The organism is Acidobacteriota bacterium, assembly GCA_016716435.1.
In the GTDB taxonomy this organism is placed as follows: domain Bacteria; phylum Acidobacteriota; class Blastocatellia; order Pyrinomonadales; family Pyrinomonadaceae; genus OLB17.
Genome location: JADJWI010000003.1, coordinates 776,199 through 795,670, shown reverse-complemented (window position 1 = coordinate 795,670; position 19,472 = coordinate 776,199). Strand labels below are relative to the sequence as shown.

The 19,472-nt window shown below is 58.0% G+C and carries 19 protein-coding genes; 7 read left to right on the top strand and 12 right to left on the bottom strand.

Going from position 1 to position 19,472, the window contains the following annotated elements; genetic code table 11:
• Positions 1–105 precede the first annotated feature (105 nt).
• Positions 106–2,364 carry a DPP IV N-terminal domain-containing protein gene (locus tag IPM21_07095; protein MBK9163666.1) on the bottom strand — a complete coding sequence of 753 codons (2,259 nt, stop codon included), beginning with the start codon at positions 2,362–2,364 and terminating at the stop codon, positions 106–108.
• Positions 2,365–2,722: 358 nt separating this feature from the next.
• On the bottom strand, positions 2,723–4,231 hold the full coding sequence (locus tag IPM21_07090) for an RNA-dependent DNA polymerase (GenBank protein MBK9163665.1): 1,509 nt from the start codon (positions 4,229–4,231) through the stop codon (positions 2,723–2,725).
• Between the two features lie 377 nt (positions 4,232–4,608).
• On the opposite strand from IPM21_07090, the gene IPM21_07085 reads away from it, so the two are divergent.
• From IPM21_07085 to IPM21_07075, 3 genes are all read left to right on the top strand, one after another.
• Positions 4,609–5,130, top strand: a complete 522-nt coding sequence (locus IPM21_07085) for a hypothetical protein (protein MBK9163664.1) — start codon at positions 4,609–4,611, stop codon at positions 5,128–5,130.
• Positions 5,127–5,303, top strand: coding sequence for a hypothetical protein (locus IPM21_07080; protein MBK9163663.1), 177 nt, complete (start codon positions 5,127–5,129; stop codon positions 5,301–5,303). The genes IPM21_07085 and IPM21_07080 overlap by 4 nt, the downstream gene beginning before the upstream one ends.
• Before the next feature lie 165 nt (positions 5,304–5,468).
• Positions 5,469–5,957: a hypothetical protein gene (locus tag IPM21_07075; protein MBK9163662.1), complete on the top strand. Its 489-nt coding sequence runs from the start codon at positions 5,469–5,471 to the stop codon at positions 5,955–5,957.
• Positions 5,958–5,964: 7 nt separating this feature from the next.
• On the opposite strand, the gene IPM21_07070 is transcribed toward IPM21_07075, so the two are convergent.
• From IPM21_07070 to IPM21_07045, 6 genes are all read right to left on the bottom strand, one after another.
• Positions 5,965–7,101 carry a phage portal protein gene (locus tag IPM21_07070; protein MBK9163661.1) on the bottom strand — a complete coding sequence of 379 codons (1,137 nt, stop codon included), beginning with the start codon at positions 7,099–7,101 and terminating at the stop codon, positions 5,965–5,967.
• Between the two features lie 36 nt (positions 7,102–7,137).
• The gene (gene terL / locus IPM21_07065; GenBank protein MBK9163660.1) at positions 7,138–8,490 is read right to left on the bottom strand and encodes a phage terminase large subunit; all 1,353 of its coding nucleotides are present in this window, start codon (positions 8,488–8,490) and stop codon (positions 7,138–7,140) included.
• A 10-nt stretch (positions 8,491–8,500) separates the two neighbouring features.
• Entirely contained in the window at positions 8,501–8,893 is a 393-nt protein-coding gene (locus tag IPM21_07060) for a hypothetical protein (GenBank protein ID MBK9163659.1), read from the bottom strand.
• A complete protein-coding gene (locus IPM21_07055; GenBank protein MBK9163658.1) occupies positions 8,817–9,152 on the bottom strand; it encodes a hypothetical protein in 336 nt (111 codons plus the stop codon). Before IPM21_07055 ends, IPM21_07060 begins: the two co-directional genes overlap by 77 nt.
• A 198-nt stretch (positions 9,153–9,350) precedes the next feature.
• Complete coding sequence (locus IPM21_07050) at positions 9,351–9,581, bottom strand: hypothetical protein (protein MBK9163657.1); 231 nt, start codon at positions 9,579–9,581, stop codon at positions 9,351–9,353.
• Positions 9,578–10,702 carry a chitosanase gene (locus IPM21_07045; GenBank protein ID MBK9163656.1) on the bottom strand — a complete coding sequence of 375 codons (1,125 nt, stop codon included), beginning with the start codon at positions 10,700–10,702 and terminating at the stop codon, positions 9,578–9,580. Before IPM21_07045 ends, IPM21_07050 begins: the two co-directional genes overlap by 4 nt.
• A gap of 173 nt (positions 10,703–10,875) precedes the next feature.
• On the opposite strand from IPM21_07045, the gene IPM21_07040 reads away from it, so the two are divergent.
• The 4 genes from IPM21_07040 (at position 10,876) to IPM21_07025 (ending at position 12,964) form a co-directional block, all read left to right on the top strand.
• Positions 10,876–11,172 carry a hypothetical protein gene (locus IPM21_07040; GenBank protein MBK9163655.1) on the top strand — a complete coding sequence of 99 codons (297 nt, stop codon included), beginning with the start codon at positions 10,876–10,878 and terminating at the stop codon, positions 11,170–11,172.
• Positions 11,173–11,273: 101 nt separating this feature from the next.
• Complete coding sequence (locus IPM21_07035) at positions 11,274–11,687, top strand: hypothetical protein (protein MBK9163654.1); 414 nt, start codon at positions 11,274–11,276, stop codon at positions 11,685–11,687.
• A gap of 24 nt (positions 11,688–11,711) precedes the next feature.
• On the top strand, positions 11,712–12,563 hold the full coding sequence (locus IPM21_07030) for a P22 coat protein - protein 5 domain protein (GenBank protein ID MBK9163653.1): 852 nt from the start codon (positions 11,712–11,714) through the stop codon (positions 12,561–12,563).
• Positions 12,564–12,622: 59 nt separating this feature from the next.
• The gene (locus IPM21_07025; protein MBK9163652.1) at positions 12,623–12,964 is read left to right on the top strand and encodes a hypothetical protein; all 342 of its coding nucleotides are present in this window, start codon (positions 12,623–12,625) and stop codon (positions 12,962–12,964) included.
• Here IPM21_07025 and IPM21_07020 read toward each other — a convergent pair.
• The 4 genes from IPM21_07020 to IPM21_07005 all read right to left on the bottom strand — a co-directional run bounded on the left by IPM21_07020 (position 12,955) and on the right by IPM21_07005 (position 19,288).
• Positions 12,955–15,612, bottom strand: coding sequence for an EAL domain-containing protein (locus IPM21_07020; protein ID MBK9163651.1), 2,658 nt, complete (start codon positions 15,610–15,612; stop codon positions 12,955–12,957). The two genes, IPM21_07025 and IPM21_07020, sit on opposite strands and share 10 nt — an antisense overlap.
• A 352-nt stretch (positions 15,613–15,964) precedes the next feature.
• A complete protein-coding gene (locus IPM21_07015) occupies positions 15,965–18,979 on the bottom strand; it encodes a PD40 domain-containing protein (protein MBK9163650.1) in 3,015 nt (1,004 codons plus the stop codon).
• Positions 18,945–19,136 carry a hypothetical protein gene (locus tag IPM21_07010; protein MBK9163649.1) on the bottom strand — a complete coding sequence of 64 codons (192 nt, stop codon included), beginning with the start codon at positions 19,134–19,136 and terminating at the stop codon, positions 18,945–18,947. Before IPM21_07010 ends, IPM21_07015 begins: the two co-directional genes overlap by 35 nt.
• Positions 19,133–19,288, bottom strand: coding sequence for a hypothetical protein (locus IPM21_07005; protein MBK9163648.1), 156 nt, complete (start codon positions 19,286–19,288; stop codon positions 19,133–19,135). Before IPM21_07005 ends, IPM21_07010 begins: the two co-directional genes overlap by 4 nt.
• Between the last annotated feature and the right edge of the window lie 184 nt (positions 19,289–19,472).

The window sequence follows — 19,472 nt, the reverse complement described above, 5'->3', positions numbered from 1 at the left end:
GCCTCCGCGTTAGGTTTTTCCTAACGCAGAGGCCGTTGATTTTTTACAGAGGATCCGCGAATACTTGCCGAGAATCCTCAGGCCATTTCAAGATGCCGTCGAGGCTTAGAGATTCTTCACTATAAAGTTCGTCATCATCTCGTACCAGTGGCGGACCTGGGCTCGGTTGGCGATGCCGTGGCGTTGGCCGGGGTAGAGCATCAGATCGAACTGCTTGTTGTGTTTCTGCAGCTCGTTGACGAGCTGGATGGTGTTCTGCATATGGACGTTGTTGTCCATAATGCCGTGGATCAGCAGTATTCGGCCATGGAGGTCCTTTGCCGAGCGGATGACCGACGTCTTGTCGTAGCCTTCGCGGTTGTTCTGCGGCGTTAGCATGTACCGCTCGGTGTAGATCGAATCGTAAAGCCGCCAGTCCGTTACCGAGCCGCCCGCGATGCCCGCCCGAAAGAGCTTGCTGTTCGTCATCGCATAGCTCGTCATAAAGCCGCCGTAGCTCCAGCCCCAGATTCCGATCCGGTCGCCGTCAACATAGGGCAGCGACTTCAAATAGTTGACGCCGTCTTCGATGTCGCGAAGCTCGAGCGTGCCCATCTGTTTATAGACCGGCCAGGTCGATTCCTCGCCCTTGCCGCTTGCCGTGCGGTTATCGCAGACCCAGATGATGTAGCCCTTTTGGGCAAGCATCTGGTGCCACATATAGCGACTGCCGCCCCAGCCGTTTCGCACCTGCGGAGCGTGCGGCCCGGCGTAGGTATATTGCAAAACGGGATACTTTTTGTTCGGGTCAAAATCCGGCGGGCGGATCATCATCGCTTCCATCTCAAAGCCGTCGCGGGTTTTGACCTTCATGAACTCCGGCGTGCCGAGCTTGTATTCGGCGAGGGCCGGGACGCGGTTCTCATTGAGCACGCGTTCGAGCCGGCCATCCGAGCGGAAAAGCCGCTGCTGCGAAGGTGTGTTTACGTCGCTCCAGGTATGTACAAAGTGCGTGAACGTCCGGTTGAACGAGGCAGCGTGCGATCCCTCGCCTTCGGTCAGGCGTTCGATGTCGCCGCCCGCTATCGGCACGCGATAGACGTTGACGGCGATGTGGCTGTCGCGCGTTGCGGAGAAATACGCATAGCGGCCTTCGGGGTCAACGCCGTAGAAATTGCGGATCTCCCAGCGGCCGTCGGTCAACTGGCGGATAAGCGAACCGTTGGCGTCGTAGTGATAAAGATGCCGCCAGCCGTTGCGTGCAGATTGGTAAACGGACGAGCCATCGGGCAGAAACTCCGGATTGTCGTAAACCTCGACCCAGGCGGCGGTCGTCTCGGTAAAGAGCTTCTTCGTCTTGCCGTCGGGCGTCGCGGCGTTCACATCCAGGAAGGTCTGCTCGCGGTTCAGCGCCTGAAAGAGCACCTGCGTCGAGTCCGGCGTCCAACCGACGCGACCGATAAGCACATCTTCGGGCTTGTAGCGGCCGAGGTCGGCAAACTTTACCGCATCGCCGAGCCGCTGAACCCCGGCGGGCAAACGCCGCCCGACACCGGGAACGCGGCCGACCGGCGGGACGATGGTTGACTTCGTCACATCGGCAATGCCGAGCCGGACGAGCGGGTTCGGGTCGCCAGGCTTCGGGTAGCGTGTCTTCTCGAGAACCGGGTCGTTCGTCAGCTCGTTTGAAAGCACGAACTCCGGCAGCGGCGAATCATCAAGCCGGAGAAAGGCGATCATCTTCGAATCCGGCGACCACCAATAGCCGCGGTTCTGGCCGCGTCCGTAAAGCTCCTCTTCATAGACCCAAACGAGATAGCCATTGTGCACCCGCTCGGAGCCATCGCGGGTCAGCCGCTTTTCGCCGCCCTTGGCGATATCGACGACGTAAAGATCGTTCTTGCGAACAAAGCTGACCATCCGCCCATCGGGGCTAAAGTCCGCTTCCAGTTCCTCATCGGCATTGCTGGTCAACCGCTTGAGCATTCCGGCGGCGATGTCGTAGTGCCAGAGGTCGTTGTTGTGGTTGAGCAGGATCGCCGTCTCGCCCTTATTGAAGAGCAGGCCCGGCGAATTGGCTATCCGGTCGGCGTCGCGGGCGCCGATGCCGGCAACGGTCGCGAGCGCCGAAACGAACCGCTGCGTATCAAGGTAAGGCCGCGACTCGCCCGTCAGCGCGTCCACGCGGACCAGCCGCCCGCCCTCAACTCGCTTGAACGAACGCCCGTCCGGCGACCACTGCAGGAAACTCGGCGTTCCGCTGAACTGGACCTGCACCGCAGGGTCCGGGCCAAAGATCGCGTCAAGCGTAAGCAGCTTATCCTGCGCCGCCGCCGCCCCAACCAAAACAAACAAAACTGCCGCAAGCAAAAAGGGTCGTCTCATATTTTTATTTAGATGGATCAAAGTCTCCGCGGGTTAGCTTGAATCATATTAAAAATCCAAGTCATCACAAAACAAACTGCATGGCTTCTAGTACCGGCGCCTCGCAGCAGCCGTTAGTTCAGACCGATCCAATTGACGAGAAGATTACGGAAAACGATTCGGACAGTGAGCTTCCGGCAGGCGGAACGTCAATCTGTGGGCAACGTACTTTTGGCCTGCGATACCGTATACAAATACAATCAACGCCGACCGGTTACTATCGAAACTTCAATCACCCGCGACGGTCAAAGTACTTTCAGCGTACAACCCGCCCCAGTCTCTCTCCTGCGATCTCGATAGACCTTTTTCACGCAATCCCTCACGAGCCATAAAGATAATTCTTTGGATCCGGATTCATTACTCGCTCGATGCCTTCTTGTTTAAGACCCACTCTCAGGGCACGGTGAATCAATAGAAAACTGGGTACTTCTAGTAAGCTGTGACCGTTAATATTAACCTTTCTATAACTTTCAAGAATGTCTTCACGGCCAACGTTGAAAGGAAAAATATGGGAGCAATCGTAGCCCCAGTTGGCCAAAAGTCTTGAACGAAGCTTAACGGTCCGGTGAATAACAGAAACAAGCCAGCCATCGAGTGTTTTAAGTTGAGACTCGTCGGTTATTAGCGGGTAAAAACTCATGACGCCTTTGAAGTAAATTCGCTTTGTTCTACCACTGACGTAATTAAGGAGCTGTTGGTTTGTAAGTCCACCAAAGAGATAGCGGCGGACTTGCATCATCGCTGTCAACAGCGCAACGTCACGGTCATTATTCGGTATTTCGAGACCCAAAAGTCTCGGACCTTTCAATGGTTGAATAAGGTTGCGGTAAAGCAAGTAAGATATTTGCTTTTTGATTCGCTTGACAGAACTTTTCTTAATAGCGACGTGATCTACCGAGATTGAATATCCGAGAAACTCGACTTCGGTTTTTGCACTTTTCATCTCGACGGGTAAACCGTCCCGGGACAACAGACTGATTCCTTGTGTTTTGCCATCACCAAGGTTCATGGGAATTCCAGCGTCTTGCGAAAACCTATTGAGTATGTTGAACGCATCACAAATCTTAGTGTAGTTTGAACTCCACACTACGGTGTCGTCTGCGTACCTCGCAAACTTGACCCCGTGTTTCTCGAAAGCTTGGTCGAGGCGCCAACAGACTAGATTTGCCAAGAAAAGTGATATCGAAGTGCCTTGCGGGATACCTTGATCCCGTTCGCACAAAAAAGACCGAATGACTTTGCGCTCCATGTCGCTTATAGAAAAGCCATTTTCATCGAACTGTTTTTCAAGATACTCGTGCGAGATGGAACCGAAGAAATCCGAAAAATCGAATTCTGCTACAAACAGGCGGGCTTCTGCGGAAATGTCCAGCCAGATATCTTGGATCGCAAAATGAACATTTCGATCTGCTCGATAAGCGTATGAAAACGAGCTGAACCTGTGTCTGTTTTTCGCCAATAGATGTCTGTAAAAAACTGTTGAGACTGCAGCGTCCGGAATTTGATACACCGCAACATCGCGAAATCCACCGCTTGCTTTGGGGACCTTTTTTACATGGGCCGAATTCGGCGTATATTGACCCGACTCAATTTTCTTCGCAATCGAACGAGCGATCCGCCTCCGACGACTCTTTACATAGAACGGATTGAACTTTGGGTCGATAGCCCAGTGACTCGGTTGATATATTTTCTTGGGTGGGGGATTGGCGAGTCGTTTCTCGTTTCGAATATGCTCTAAGTGTCGTGTGTTATGGTAAGCATGGAATTTGCCTATCAATTTGTCACACTCGGTCAACAAAGCTCTTTCGATGATCGCTTCTAGGTTCATTCGCTCAACAGTTGAGCCCGCTGTTAGGCGGGCCCATCCACGGACGCAACCGCGTAAAAGTAAGTTACCATTTGGTTAGATGAGTTTTGAGGCCCATCTCCCATGAGGATTAGTTGTGAAGCTAACCAAAGGGCGTCCGTTCTCCCCCTGGGGGAATATCGTCAATATATGAAAGTGCCTACTGGAAAAATGTCGAACCGACATCTTTACGTCTAATTCAATAAAGCCTTGTATTTCGGATACTTGGCGAAATTTATTGCGATTAGACCTGTCAGAAAAGATACCATAGTTTTCTGACACACTGCTAGAGTTTTTTTTGTAAAAGATGGTGTCAAATTTTGACTGATCGAAATGATCAGGGATATTTTTGAATGACAATGACAGCAGCGAATAAAACCAAACGCCCTTTTGCCGTCTGGCTTTCGCAGTTCCTTCTGCTCGGGCTTTTCGGTATGTTCGTGTACACGGCGGCCATCGTGTGGATGGAACCTGAAAATGAACCCTTCGCTATTTCTGACTATATTGAGAATCCGTCGTATGCCTTTGGGAACGCGATTGGGTTCCTCATAATCTTTTCGCCATTCATTACGTTTCTCGGATTGTGTTTTAGAGTGCGAATAGCCAGATGGCTGAGCATCCTCTTACTGGGAGGCTTTTTTGCTCTTGTATCTTACTTCACGTTGACGGCAGGCGAAGACGAAAGCCCCTTCTATTTTGTTCTCGACGACCCGTTGCTGTTACTTGAGGACGCGACCTCCTTTCTTTTGCTGTTGGTTGCTCCCCTTCTCGCCAGCATTCTTTTAATATTCAGCCCGAAGGTAAAGCGGTTTTTCTCTTCAGAAGTTGAGAGCGAAAACGGAATGAACCAACTTCCGCCACCGCCGCCGGAATTTGAATGACCAGAAATCGTTCGCCAAAACATGCAGGCGAAGCTATTCAGACGGCTCCGCCGCTCTATTTGCGGAAAAGTTCCACTTTTCCGAAAGCCGACCCCGAAGGATGCGGCTATGCCGGCGGCGAAGCCGCGAATGATTGCGGACAGGACGGTGAAGCCGAGCTTCACCGCAAATAGACAGGCAGAGCCTGACTGACAAAGCGGTTCGTTCGATCAGGTACTTCCAACCCTGCTACCCTCCGCCCGGGTTCAACATGCCCGCGAACAATTCTGCAAATTTCTCGTAGAGAATCGTCGAGGTTTTGCAGTAGTTTGATCACATTAAATTAGGAACAGATAACAATGTCTATTACTCGTTTGCAGAACGTGCCGCTGCTTTCGCAGCCGTCCACGGGAGTTTGCTGGTTCAAGTCGGCGCAGATGGTCTATGCCTGGTCAAAGGCGGCCGGAAAAGGTTCTATGAAGGATCCGATGTCCGTCGCCGACTACAAAGAGCGGTATGAGCGCAACCGCGACTGGTGGGGCGGGCAAAACGGCATCCTCGCTACTGCCTTCAATATGAAGACCCATTCGAGCGTCGATATGTCGCTCGCCGGACTCAATTCGTTCTTGCCAACCCATGGCCCGCTCTGGACCGGGCTCCGCAAAAACTGGGGCGGCAATAGCCACGGCCACGTCGTCGTCATCTTCGGCGTCGCCGATACCGGTGTCCTGATCAATGACCCCGAGCCGATGCACCGCGGCACCGAGATGTGGCTTACCTGGGAACAGATCAACAAGGCCATCGCCGGCATCACCGACGCCGATTACCAATTCCTCACCGCCGCCTAAAAGCCATTCACCGATCATCAACCGGCTCCCACCGCGTTTCAACCTCCGCCCCGCGGCCTTCGATGCGGAGGGCGAAGGCCATTGCTTCGGCCCAGGTGTGGCCGAATGCGGCTTGCCGGTCGCGGACCTTTGCCGCAAGCCGCGACTCCGCCCGCCGGAGCGCATCGCCGCTCGGGAAGCCCCGGGTGTGCGGCATCAGGTAATACATCGGCGTGCCCGTGACGGACGCAACATCGATGCGAAAGCTGTCCTTTACCTTGATGAACTGATCAAGCCCCGCCGTCTCAAAATCGCCGAACCGAGCGTTCGGGTTCTCCGTCACCCAAAGGTGATCGATGCCCGCCTTGAACGGCGCGACCGCGTTCCCCTCGTTGTCGTATTCGATCTCGATCCCCGCCGCCCACCGCTGCCGATAGGCCGAAAATTCCATCGCGACCAGCATATCGAGCACTGCCTTATTGAGCCCGTCCTGCACCGGTATCGCCGCCTCTAGCTCCGAGCGGCCGCGTGCACCGATGTCCGCATTATTGGCAAAGTGAAAGACCGGCACTGCCCCGAATGGGTTCGCCATCCGCCCGCCCGCTTCCATAAAAGGCACGAACTCGCGGGCCTCCGGAAGAGCGGCCTCGCCGGCTTTCGCTGTGATATATCGCTCGATGCGGTCGGGGTAAAAAAGGTTAAGCCGCGTTCGCCCATCGGCCGTCCGCCAGTGCTTTGCCGCCCTGAGCACGCGGCCCGGATGCTCTTCGTCATAGATCACGGCGCAGTTCGCCGCCCGCTGCGGATAGATAGCCGCCCGGCCGGCTTCGTCCGGCCAAACGATGACATAGGCATCGCCATTGACGAGCGCTTCGCGGTGCACTTCGCCCGAGCGGATCGGCATCCGCGTCCGCCGCCAGATGCTCTCCGCAAGCTCTCCCGCTTCGCCCGCAAAGCCCGCAACGCGGAGCCGATCGCGGACGGCATCCGTAACCGCTGGGCAAAGGTTCATCGCAAATTCGCGAAAGAGCGAGCCGAAGGTATTGGCAAACTTCTCGGTCGCAAATGCGAGGTCGTGGTCGCCGCGGTAGTAGCGCTCGGTGCGGGCATATCGCCCGCCGCGCCGCCGAAATTCATTTATCGCTTCTTCAATGTGTTCATTCATATTCTTTTCTCCCGGCCGCCTTTCGCGGCCTTTAACTCAAAATCCGTGTGACTTGCCTCGCTTGGCAAAGGTCAGCGTCTGCACCGCCAGCGAGACGGCGTCGATCTGGTCGTCGTGCTTCCCGCCCGGAAAGGCGACGGCCTCCTCAATGAATTCATCCATCCAGGCACCACGGACGAGAAAGACTTTGCCCGCCTCGGCAAGCGCCGCCCAAACGAGCGCCCGCGTGAACTTGTCGCGGTCAACGCGCTCGCAGCGGAGCGCGATGCCCTTGCGGAGCGCCTCGCGGCGGAGCGATTGGACAAACGCCCGCCCGTGCAGTGCCTCTTCAAAAACGTGGATCGTCCGCGGCTCTTCCTTGAATCGCTCGAGGACGTACCGCTGCTGCTCGGGATAATCGATGCGGCCGCGAAAGCCGTCGGCGATGTAAACGTTGTCGTCCCCATCGACCGCACATCGGAACGAAGCCGTGTAGTCGGCCGAGGTCTTCGTTGAGATCGCCAGGTCATATGCCCGGCACCAGCGAAGCCCTTCCGGAGCTTTCTCGACGACCTGGGTGAACCAGCCGCGTTTGAAAAGCCCGCCGTCCCGCGGCACCGGCCGCTGCTGATAGAGCGATGCGAAGGCGTAGCTCCCGATCTTTTTCTTGATGCGGTCAAAGGCATCGCGGTCGTAGCGCTCGGGGCAAAGGGCCTCGCCCGCATCGCGCCAGTCGGCCGTGTCTTCCTCGGCAATTGCGGGCAGCGAAAGCACTTCCCACTCTTCGCCGCCATCGGCCGCTTCGGCGAGTAACCGGCCCGCGAGGTCGTCCTCATGCCAGAGGGTCTGGATCAGCACGATCGAAGCACCGGGCTCGAGCCGCGTGTAGATGTCGTCATTGAACCAATCCCACGTCCGCTCGCGGTAGGCGATGCTCTCGGCCTCGGCACGATTCTTTACGGGGTCGTCGATGACGATCAGCTCCGCGCCGTAGCCCGTAACTCCCGCCCCAACGCCGACCGCGCAAAGCCCGCCGCCGGCCTTTGTTTCCCATTCATCTACCGCCTTACGAGCCGGCGAAAGCCCAACTCGCGTATCGACCAGCCGCCGGATCTTTCGCGAAAAGCGATTCGCCAGCCGCTGGTTATAGCAGCCGAGAATGACCCGCATCCCGGGCTCGCGAAGCATCCGCCAGGCCGCATAGCGGACCGTCACGGTCTCAGACTTCGAGTGCCGCGGCGGCATAAAGATCATCAGGCGTTTTGCTGTTCCTTCGGTCATCATTTGGAGCTTTTCGTAGATGCGGAGCTGGTGCGGCCAGTCCCAGGTCCAGTGGCCCTCGGCCTCGCGCAGCCACACATCGAACGGGCGCTTTTCGGGCCTGAAGTTTTCGTCTTCTGGTTTCTCCACGTGGAAGTTCTCATTTGAAAATGGCCCCGAGCGCAGCGCCGATGGCGATATCGCCAAGCCGCTTCCAGAGCGACCCGCGGCGTTTTTTGAGTTCGCCGATCAGCTTTTCCTGTGCGGCAAGTGCGGCGTCTCTTGCTACGAGTGCGTCGTTCTTTGCGGCGAGTGCCTCGCGGAGAGCGGCCGTTTCAGCACGGCGCGTTTCGTTCAGCTCGCGGAGCGTTTCGTTCGCTGCCTTTTCGGTTTCAAGCCGAAGGCGAAGTGAGGCATTCTCGCTCTCAAGCGCCGCGATCAGCCGATCGGCAAGGCGAATCTCCTCGCGGAGCGCGTCAGCGTTGGCCTGTCCCGCTGCGGTGCCGGCGAAGAGCCCCGCGAGCAGAATCGGTATCAGCAGAAAGCTTCTCAAGCTCGGCCGTCTGCCGCTCCGCAACGCGGTCGAGCTCGCCAAGGCGAGCCTCAAGGTGCGTGATCTTTTCTTTGTAAACATAGGTCTCCTTTTCAAGTTCGGCGGCTCGCCGGGCCTGTTCATTTGCTTTCTGAATTGCCGCGTCCGCCGCCCGCTCAAGCCGCAATATCCGGCGGCTCCCGATCGCCGAAGAAACCGCCGCCGCCAGAAGCGCCGTAGCAAGAATCCCGGCCGTGATGTAGATGTGTGTTTTTGTCATTGGTGTTTTTGTTAATGAGCTAATAGCGATTAGCTGTAAGCCCTAAGCAGTCGGCGATGAAGAACAAGGGTCAAGTGACGGGTGACAAGTGACAAGTTACGAGCCGTCAGGGTCAATGGGCGATCGATCCATGCCATTCTCATTGCGTCACTGATCGCCGTTTACCCTGCATTCTCGTCATCCTTCACTCTTTACTCGTCACTCTTCACTCGCCACTCTTTCCCCTACTGACTTCTGATTTCTCGCTTCTGACTTCCTCCCATGCAGATATATCTGCAGCCCGACGTCGATCGCCTTTCCGATGGCGAAGAAAAGTATCGGCAGGACGATCGCCGAGATGATGGTGACAAGCGTCCGCGTCTCGATGGCGGCAAAGACCGACGTCGCCGCGGCAAAATATGCAAGCAAAATGTTCTTTAGGTCGTTCATATCGTCTCCTTTTGTTCCCGCAACCGCCCGAGCGCGATCTGGCGGTAAAGATAAGCAAGCGTTAAGACCGCGGCGATCACCGCGACCACAAACCAGACCTCACGCGGCACGCCGGCAACGGCTCCGACCGCCGCCCACGCCGTCTGCCAGATCGTTCCGGCAACCGTTGCCCAGAGCGACTTCGCCCGGTCGGTGCGGTTCGCCGTTCCGAGCCCGATCCGCTCAACGCGGTCATAGTTTTCCGCCGCTCTGTCAAAGCCCCGCTCGACACGGCCGAGCACTTCATTTGCCGAAACAGGCGGCCGGGCCTGAGGAGTTTCGGCGGGTTGTGTGGTGGGTGTTTGGGGTGCTTCGTTTTGTTTTGTTTGAGGCGGTTGTTTCGGCCCGGCCGCCGCCCGGTTCTTGCCGGATCGCTCCGGCGAGATGCCAAGAATTTCGTTTGTGATGAGCGCTCCGTGGACATTGATCGGAAGCTCGAGGCCCCAACGCCCGGTCGCGATCTGGTTCCGGAAAAAGCGCGTCCGGTATCGCGTCGAACGCAGCCGCGGGATCGACCCGAGCCAGGCATCGCGTTCGCGGACGTAGGCCGTGATCCAGCGTTTTTCAAAGTCGCCCGTGCCTGCAGGCGAGACCCGCACGCGGTCGCGGATCTTGTTATATGAGCCGTGCGTCATCGAGTCGTAAACGACCGCCAGCGAGAGCGGCAGCCGAAAGCCCGAGCCCTCGCAGGCCCGAACCGCCGGAAGCATATATCGCTCAAATGCGACCGCCTCTTGCACCTCGCGCATCTCGCGGGTGTGCCCCGCGGCGGCGAGTGCCCGCCGAAGATCGCGGTCCGCCGCGAGCGAGGCGACCGCCGCTGCCGCGCGATCCCGTAGCATAGGCAGCCGCGAGACCAAAACATCTCGCCCGGCCGCGGCACCGCTCGCGAGGTATCGAGAGACGACCTCGGCAAGCGAGCCCGAGCGGTGCGTGAACTGCGAAATGCCGTATGAAATTCCAGCTCCGTCATTGAGCACGGCAACCTCGCTGTAGTTCCCAAGCGGCGTACCCGTCTCAAACACGCGGACGATCGCCGCGGCCGTTGCGATATCACCCGAGCTGAAACCGACGTGTTGCATCTGTGAAATTTTCTCTTGCATATGAATCATTCGTTTGATAGTATGAACGGACGGACGATATTGGACGATGTACTTTTTGTTATTTCTGATCGCCGCTTACATATCGCCCGGCCACATGCAGACTACGGCAGAACGCCCATAAAGCGAATAGTAAGGCGTAAGGGACGAAAGAAATGGACAAGAAAAACGAAATGGATGATCTGGATGATATGAAAGATATGGAAGGTAAAGCACAAAACGCGATGAAACAGTCGCACGATTTGCGAAATACGACCGTCAGGCCAAAACTGCGGCTCGGCGAGGTCGAACGGCTGATCCGCAAGCACCGGATCGTCATCCCGCCGCCCTCACGTACGACGCTTATAGAGATGTGCGAGGACGGAACCTTTGAGACTGCCGGCAACTCCCCGACCCGCATCGGCTGGCTCGTTTACGAGGACAGCTTCTGGAGGTGGGCCGCGGACCTTTAGCGGCCATTCATACCATCCATTTCATCCAGATCATCCATATCTTTCGCCGCTCGCGGATTCCCGTTCCCGCCGGCCCCGGCTTTCGCTAAGCTCCGGGCTGTATGAACGACGAACCACACAACACAGACGAATCGGCTGCCGAGCTCGAAAGGCTCCGGCAGGAGAATGAGGAATTGAGGACGGCGGCACGGCTCCGCGAGGCTCGCGAGTCGATGGCCGCCGAGCTTTCAGAGGCCGGGGCACGCTCGCCCGAGCTTCTCTTTGGCGCGGTGCGGGCGGAGATCGAGTTTGACGACGAGGGACGTCCGGTGAATCTCGGCGATCTTATCGCCCGGCTCCGGCGCGACTTTCCTGAGCAATTCGAACAGGCTCCGCCCGCGGGGCCGATAGACGCCGGCCGCGGAACCTCGGCTCCGGCCGCTCAACCACTCACCGCCGAGGCTCTCGCCCGGATGTCGCCGGCCGAGATCAACCGGCTCGACTGGGCCGAGGTCCGCTCGGCTCTCACCAGATGAACTTAGACAAAAAGAGAAAAGAAAATGGCTTTGAATTTTATCCCAACGGTATGGGCGGCGCGGCTGCTCACGGCACTGGAAAAGACGCTTGTTTACGGACAGGCGAATGTCGCAAATCGCGACTATGAAGGCGAGATCCGCGAGGCGGGCTCGGCGGTAAAGATCGCATCGATCGGCAATGTCTCGATCGGCGATTACGAAAAGAACACGGACATCGATCCGCCCGAAACGCTGACCGATTCCGAGCAGACGCTCTCGATCGATCAGGCGAAGTATTTCAACTTTTACGTCGATTCGATCGACCGGGCACAGCAGAATGCCAACGTGCTCGAGGAGGCGATGCGGCGTTCGGCTTGGTCGCTCCGCGATGCGGCCGACTCGTTCCTGGCGGGTGTGATGGAGGCAGCCGTACCGGTCGGCAACACGCTCGGCACCCTCGTTACGCCCGAGGTTCCGACGCCCGAGACGGCGTATGAATACCTCGTTGATCTCGGCGTTCTCCTCGATGAGGCAAACGCCCCGATCGAGAGCCGTTTCGTCATCGTCCCGGCATGGTTTCACGGAATGCTGCTCAAGGACGACCGCTTCGTCGCGGCCGGCACGCTCCGCTCGGACCGCAGCCTCGGAAACGGGCAGGTCGGCGAGGCGGCGGGCTTCACCATTCTAAAGTCAAACAACGTCCCGAACACGGCCGGTGCTCAGTACAAGATCATCGCCGGCCATTCGGTCGCGACGAGCTACGTTGAGCAGATCCTCGACCTTCAGGCTTACAAGCCGGAGTCGCGGTTCGGTGATGCGGTCAAGGGCCTCCATGTTTACGGTGCAAAGACCGTAAGGCCAACGGCCCTCGCAATGCTGATCGCGAACAAGGAGTAAGAACTATGGCGGGAAGTGCGACAAGCGCGCTTCCCGCCTTTTTCGAACGGAGAAAAACTATGACACCGACTGAGAAACTAAAACTGCTCGCCGCCTGGGACACCGAGCCCGCTTTGACAGAAACCGAGATCGACGACCTGCTGGCCGAGGCCGCCATTGCCGACAGCGACGGGCTTGCTCCCGAGGACGAAGAGTGGACACCGACCTACAACATCAACAAGGCCGCCGCTTCTGCGTGGCTTATCAAAGCCGGCCGTGCCTCGGCGCTGACCGAGATAGACCCGCCCGAGAGCGGCATCGTCACTTCGAAGATTTTCGAGAATTGCGTTAGGATGGCTCGGGTTTTCCAGGCCCGGTCCGCGGTCTCGTTGAGGACCGGCCTGTCGCTCGGTCAATTGTAGAATTCCGATTCGGCTTCGAGGAATTTTTTGACGGCGTCGCTCGGCAATGGGCGGGCGAAGTGGAAGCCTTGGCCGGATTCGCAGCCGAGTCCTTTTAGCTCCGTGATCTGGTGACCATGTTCGATGCCTTCGGCGATGGTGCGTAGGTTGAGCGAATCGCCCATCATGATTATCGCCCTCGCGACCGCATTGCCCTCGGAGCCTACGCCGAGCTTATCGATGAACGACTTGTCTATCTTCAGGATATCGACCGGGAAACGCTGCAGATAGCTGAGCGAGGAATAGCCGGTGCCGAAGTCGTCGATCGCCAGGCGAACGCCGAGTTCCTTGAGCTGCTGGAGCTTTTCGATGGTCGTTTCGGCGTCTTCCATCATAAAGCTTTCGGTTATTTCGAGTATCAGCGATGCGGGCCTCAAGCCGCTCTCGCCGAGAGCTCGGCGAACCGTGTGGACAAGGTCGCGCTGATGGAACTGGCGGATCGAGATATTTACCGTAACGGAAAGATCTTCCATAGCCGGAAATTCCATTCGCCATTTCTGTATCTGTTTGCACGCTTCGACGATCACCCATTCGCCGAGCGGGACGATCAGCCCGGTCTCCTCGGCAAGCGGGATGAACTTCATCGGCGGCACAAGCCCAAGCCGCGGATGTTGCCAGCGGACGAGAGCTTCCATGCCGGTTACCCGCGAGGAGCCGAGATCGAAGATCGGCTGATAGTGGATGATGAATTCGTTTTCCTCAATGCCGCGGCGAAGATCGGCTTCGAGCTCGACCCGCTCGACCAGGGCCTCGTGCATCTTCGGCTCAAATATCACATAGCGGCCTTTGCCGTCGCTCTTGGCGAGGTACATCGCGAGGTCGGCGTTGCGGAGCATCGCTTCCGCGTTCGTTTCCTCGTCCGAGGCCGTCGCGATGCCGATGCTCGTGCCGACGTAGATCTCCTTTCCGCCGATGTCAAAGGGCTGCTTGAAGACCTCAAGGATGCGCTCGGCGATCATTACTGCCTCATCCGTTCGGTGAACAGATTCGATCAGGATGGCAAATTCGTCGCCGCCGAGCCGGGCGGCCGTATCGGTCGAGCGAAGGCAATCCTGCAGGCGCTCGGCGACGGCTACCAGCAATCGGTCGCCCGCCGCATGGCCCATTGTGTCGTTGATCGACTTGAAATTGTCGAGGTCAAGAAAGAGCACCGCCAGCGAGATCGAATTGCGCGAGAGCCGCTTGAGCGCGTGGTCAACGCGGTCGCGAAAGAGCGCGCGGTTCGCGATCTTGGTCAGCGGATCGTGGAGCGCCTGATGCGTCAGCTGATCTTCGAGCAGCTTGCGGTCGGTTACGTCCATCATCGAGCCGAGCATCCGGACGGGCCGCCCTTCGTTATAGACAACGTAGCCGCGGTCGATGACGTTAGCATAGCTTCCGTCGCGGCGGCGGAAGCGGTACTCGCTCGCCCAGTTCGTTTTGCCGTCTTCGATGTGGCGGTGGATGTCTTCGGTCACCCGCTCTCCGTCGTCGGGGTGAAGCCGCTCCTGCCAGGCATCGACAGTCGCGCCAACCTCCTCGGGAGGGTAGCCGAAAAGCTTGCCAAAGCCCTCATTCCACCAGATGGCGTCGGTCTCGAGGTTCCAGTCCCAAACGGCGTCGCTCGTCGCCCGCGTTACGAGCTGAAACCGCTCGTTGCTTTGCCTGAGGGCCTCTTCATTCCGCTTGCGCTCGATGGCGATCGCGATCTGATCGGCGACCGAGGTCAGCAGTTCCATGTCGCGTTCGGAATAAGTGTCGGAGTTTTCGTAGTCCTGAACAACAAGCACACCGATCGGCCCCGAAAGTGTGATCAGCGGAACACCGAGCCAGATCGGCGAATCCGTCCCGACCGATTCGACCTCGCCGGCCTCGATCAGTTGCTTGACGTCATCGGACGTGAGCAGCATCGATTCGCCGCGGCGGAAAACGTATGCCGAAAGGCTCCGGCCGATCTTGAGCGGTGCAGGCATCGGGTCGTATTTATCGACCCAGAACTGCATCGTTAGCATGTCAGTCTCGGGGTCGATGAGAGCGACAAAGAAGTTCTCCGCGTAAACGATCCGCTTGATCGAGGAGTGTACGAGCTTAAGAAATTCCTCGAGGTTTGCGGTGGTCGTAACTCCGTGTATGATGCGCGAGATGGCGCGCGACTCGGCCTCGAGCCGCTTTCGCTTGGCGATGTCGCGTGCTACGCAGACGATGCGGTCGCTTCCTGTCTGCGGGTCGAATACGCGTGCCGCCGAAAGCGAAACCGCAAAGCGGGTGCCGTCCTTGCGGACGCAGTGCGTCTCTATCCGCTCGGCCAAAATGTCGCGGGCGAGCGCCCGGTCAAAGATCTTTGCAAAGTACTTCCGCCCGCCGGAGAGAATGCTGACCGGGCTTCCGACGAGTTCGTGTTCGGCGTATCCGGTCTGCGAAAGCGTCGCCGGATTGACGCGCTCGATTGTGCCGTCGCGGTTGAGGACGAGTATCGCGTCGCGGATGGAATTGAAGATGCTGTCGCCAAGCGTTTCGGATTGCGTAACGCTGACGTTCAGCATTGAAGGTGAGGCTGCCGCGATGACCGCTGGCTCGGCCGCGATGACGTTTTCGGACACAGAACCAGTGCCGTTATTCTGAAGCTCCATTTGTTAAGGGACTATTCCTTTGCTTAGAGATAGGTGGAACAGGGAGACGGCCAACTGCAAAATGCTTGAAAACAGGGCCTTAGTGCGGGAATAACGGTTGGCGTGAACATTCCGCCAAACTCAATGATGTAACATCGGCCTCTCCGGTGTCAATGTTTTTGTTTCACAAGAGGATCGCGAGTTTAACGACGTGAGGCTGCGTGAAACTCGCGATCTTATCTGTGTGTTTCGGATTCTTATCTGTGCATTCTGTGGTTCCGCCCTGTTCATTATCGGCGAGACCACAGAACACACAGACGAAAGACACAGAAGGAAGAGCTTCAGACAGTCTCTCGACGGATTCGCTGGTGGCCTATTCCTTCGGCTCGGTGTTCCACCAGTACTGCGGCGGAAGCGGCTTCTGTGCCGGCCAGATCTGGTTGAGCGTTTCGGCCTCGTAAAGCTCGCCGCCCTTCATTACGTGGCTGATCGAATCGGTGTTGCGGATATCGGCCAGCGGGTTCTTGTCCATCACGATCAGGTCGGCGATCTTGCCCGATTCAAGCGAACCGAGGTCGCGCTCGAGCCCGATGGCCTCCGCGCCAAAGATCGTCGCCACGCGGAGCGTGTCCATCGTGGACATTCCGCCCGACTGCATCGCCCAGATCTCCCAATGGACGCCGAGCCCCTGAAGCTGGCCGTGGCCGCCGATGCCGGCACGCCCGCCGGCCTTCACGACCGAATTCGCATCAGCCGCGATCTGCTTGAAGCTGTACTCCTCCGGCCGGAACCACTGCCCGCGGCGGCGGAGCATTCCGTTCAAAAGCTCCCGCGGGATGTAGCGCGCCAGCCGCTTATTGCCGAGCACTTCCGTGTTCTGGAAGAAATAATTCTCCGCCCAGGGGCCGCCGTAAGCGACGAGGATCGTCGGCGTGTAGAACGTCTGCGTCTGCGCCACGAACTCGATCACATCCTTATACACCGGCTGCAGCGGGAGCGAATGCTCGTGGCCCGAATAGCCGTCTATCATTTGCGAGAGGTTGAGCTTCATGTCGAGCGCACCCTCGGTGGTCGGCGAGATCTTGTTGTCGTAGCAGGCCATCGCAACCCACTGCCGGACGTTCCGGTCGCCGACCACATATTGCTTCAGCGTATCGGTCTGATAGGCATCGCGGTACCGCTTGATGTAAAGATCGGCGGCCTCTTTGCTGTCTATCCCGACGCTTGAGAAAACACCCGGCCCGGTCGTATAAACACGCGGCCCGAGTATCTCGCCGCTTTCGACGAGGTCCGCGTAGGCATAAACGTCCGTCGTTGAGCTTTGCGGGTCGCGGGTCGTCGTAACGCCATAGGCGAGGTTGGCGAGATATTGCCAGACCTGATCCTGATGGAGGTCACGCGGCGGCCACATATGGGCGTGGACATCGACGAAGCCCGGGATAATGGTCTTGCCCGTTACGTCTATCGTCCGAGCACCGGCGGGTATCTGCACACGGCCTTTCGGCCCGACGGCGGCGATGCGGTTGTTCGTGACGACGATGTCGCCGCGCTCGATCACCTCATTGCCCTTCATCGTTATGATGCGGGCACCGGAGAGCACTACCGTTCCAGAAGCCTTCGGCCGAGCGGCGGTGATCTTTAGGGCGGTAGTTTCGGGTTTTTCCGCATCGATGCCCTGGCGATAGAAGTTTGTTCCCCACGACCACGTCACCGTCTTTCCATCCCGTGCCCAGTCGATGTAGTCGCCGCCGAGCGTGGACATCTTTTTGAAAGGCACACTTGCCACCGGCCCGCCGAGGTTTACCGTGATCGTGTCGCGCCCGCGACGCGGAATTGTGACGATATAATGGCGGCCCTGCAACTCGACAAAAACTTGGCTGCGGTTCGGCGAGATGCGCATCGCGCTTGCCGAGGGCTGCTGCGGCGGAGTTCCCTTACCGGTGATCCGCATATGCACCTGGCGATCCTGCCCATCGAGCCGGATCGAGGCGAGGCCCATTCCGGTTGTCACGTAGACACGCTCGGGGTCATCAGAAAAATGCGGGAATCGCCCGCCCTGAGTCGGTGCGATATGGACCGCCGCACCGCCCGCGGCCGGGATATATTTCAGGTCTGTCCCGGTCGAGCCGCTGACGCCCGTCACCTCGCGTTCGCCGTGGTGGCCGTGAAGGGCCGCTTCTTCCGGCGACATAAATTCGTGGCCCTCGCGGATGTCGGCAAAGAGGTGGTCGTCGACCGCTCCGGTGATGAAGACGATCTTGCTGCCATCGGGCGAATATGCCGGGTAGGAATAGAACGCGGCCTTGTTGGTCAATTGCCGCGGTGTGCCGCCATCGGGCGAGACGGACATTATCTGCCCGCCCTGCCGCGACCACGTAACGTAAGCCAATGAACGGCCGTCCGGAGACCAAGCGGGCATAAATTCGCCGTCCGTCGCGGTCGTAACCCGGCGAGGCGTGCCCGAAGGCAGGTCCATCACGTAAAGCTTGCTGAATGCCGTAAAGGCGACCCGCTTTCCGTCCGGCGAGAGAGCCGGATAGCGGATCAGTCGAGCCTCGACGGTCGGGCTTTCATCGACCTTGTACTGAAAATGCACACGCGGGCCGATCTCGATATCTACATTAACGGTGAAAGGGACATCGGTCGCTTTTCCGGTAGCGAAATCAACTCGGGCGACCTTGCCGTTGACCGGAACGATCAGCGAGCGGCCATCGGGCATGAAGTCATAGCCCGGATAGGTGTCGCGCGTCGCACGCGATTCCTGATCGTCGCGGGTGACGTTATCGATCAGCCAGCGTTCCTGGCCGGTCTCAAGATCGCGGACGCGAAGCGCGGTACGTGTTTCGAACCGAGTTGCGTAAACAAGGTAACGGCCGTCGGGCGAGAGCACCGGCCGCATCGCCGAGCCCTGGGCGTTGGTCATCCGCGCAACCTCACCGGTATCGCGGTCAAAGCGGAAGATCTGCCAGATCGGGAAGCTCGCGTTGTAATTGAACGGGCCGGTCCGCTGTGCGTAGTAAATGAATTTCCCGTCGGGCGAGAAAACGGCGCCCATCCGGTTCTGCGGCGGCTGCGGCGGCGGGCCTTGCTGTCCCGGGGCCGGCAGCGGCGGCGGAGGCGGGCCGACGCTTACGCCCGAGCCGCCATCCTTGTGATACATAAATGGATGAAACGCGCCGATCGCCTGATCCGAACGCGAAACGACGATGTAATTTCCATCTTCGCTCCACGAGGGCGAAACGTACATCGCCCGCGGGCCTTTCGTCACCTCTTTCGGGTCGCTGCCATCGGCTTTCATCACCCAAAGGTTTTCCGAGCCGCTACGGTCGGTGAGGAACGCGATCATCTTGCCATCAGGCGAAAACTTCGGCTGGCTTTCGAACGACATCGCCCCGTGGATCTTTGGTCGCAGTTCCGCCCTCGATCGGCATTGTGTAAATATCGCCGAGCATATCGAAGACGATCGTCCGGCCATCGGGCGAGACGTCGAGCGACATCCACGTGCCTTCGTTGGTCGTAAACTTGACCGTCCGGGCGGGCTTCAAAGGTAGCGGGTCTTCCTTTTCTTTTCGTCTTTTTTCTCTTCGGTCTTGGGCTCTTCTTTCTTTTCGTCCTGGGCAAATGCCGGCAACGGCATCGCCATCAGCGCTATGATAAATATGGCAAAAATGCGTCGAAGGGGCTCGGAAACGTGCATCGTGTTCTCCTACAAACTGAACGTATTGTGATTTTGGTCAGATAAAGCTGAATTGCATTACGCAGAAATAATAAGATAGTTTCAGCCGATTCCCGCCGAACGCCCCGCCAAAATCCCCCAAAAACCGCACTTCCTACCGCGATGTGTCGATAAAATCGCAAAACATCGACATATTTTCTTGACA

What these genes read in the sequence shown, in the direction of transcription:
- IPM21_07030 (MBK9163653.1), top strand. Translation starts at nt 11,712, where the DNA reads ATGGCTTTGAATTTTATCCCAACGGTATGGGCGGCGCGGCTGCTCACG.
- IPM21_07040 (MBK9163655.1), top strand. Translation starts at nt 10,876, where the DNA reads ATGGACAAGAAAAACGAAATGGATGATCTGGATGATATGAAAGATATG.
- IPM21_07095 (MBK9163666.1), bottom strand. Translation starts at nt 2,364, where the DNA reads ATGAGACGACCCTTTTTGCTTGCGGCAGTTTTGTTTGTTTTGGTTGGG.
- IPM21_07075 (MBK9163662.1), top strand. Translation starts at nt 5,469, where the DNA reads ATGTCTATTACTCGTTTGCAGAACGTGCCGCTGCTTTCGCAGCCGTCC.
- IPM21_07025 (MBK9163652.1), top strand. Translation starts at nt 12,623, where the DNA reads ATGACACCGACTGAGAAACTAAAACTGCTCGCCGCCTGGGACACCGAG.
- IPM21_07055 (MBK9163658.1), bottom strand. Translation starts at nt 9,152, where the DNA reads ATGACAAAAACACACATCTACATCACGGCCGGGATTCTTGCTACGGCG.
- IPM21_07090 (MBK9163665.1), bottom strand. Translation starts at nt 4,231, where the DNA reads ATGAACCTAGAAGCGATCATCGAAAGAGCTTTGTTGACCGAGTGTGAC.
- IPM21_07005 (MBK9163648.1), bottom strand. Translation starts at nt 19,288, where the DNA reads ATGCACGTTTCCGAGCCCCTTCGACGCATTTTTGCCATATTTATCATA.
- IPM21_07020 (MBK9163651.1), bottom strand. Translation starts at nt 15,612, where the DNA reads ATGGAGCTTCAGAATAACGGCACTGGTTCTGTGTCCGAAAACGTCATC.
- IPM21_07070 (MBK9163661.1), bottom strand. Translation starts at nt 7,101, where the DNA reads ATGAATGAACACATTGAAGAAGCGATAAATGAATTTCGGCGGCGCGGC.
- IPM21_07085 (MBK9163664.1), top strand. Translation starts at nt 4,609, where the DNA reads ATGACAGCAGCGAATAAAACCAAACGCCCTTTTGCCGTCTGGCTTTCG.
- IPM21_07045 (MBK9163656.1), bottom strand. Translation starts at nt 10,702, where the DNA reads ATGCAACACGTCGGTTTCAGCTCGGGTGATATCGCAACGGCCGCGGCG.
- IPM21_07050 (MBK9163657.1), bottom strand. Translation starts at nt 9,581, where the DNA reads ATGAACGACCTAAAGAACATTTTGCTTGCATATTTTGCCGCGGCGACG.
- IPM21_07035 (MBK9163654.1), top strand. Translation starts at nt 11,274, where the DNA reads ATGAACGACGAACCACACAACACAGACGAATCGGCTGCCGAGCTCGAA.
- IPM21_07080 (MBK9163663.1), top strand. Translation starts at nt 5,127, where the DNA reads ATGACCAGAAATCGTTCGCCAAAACATGCAGGCGAAGCTATTCAGACG.
- IPM21_07015 (MBK9163650.1), bottom strand. Translation starts at nt 18,979, where the DNA reads ATGTCGTTCGAAAGCCAGCCGAAGTTTTCGCCTGATGGCAAGATGATC.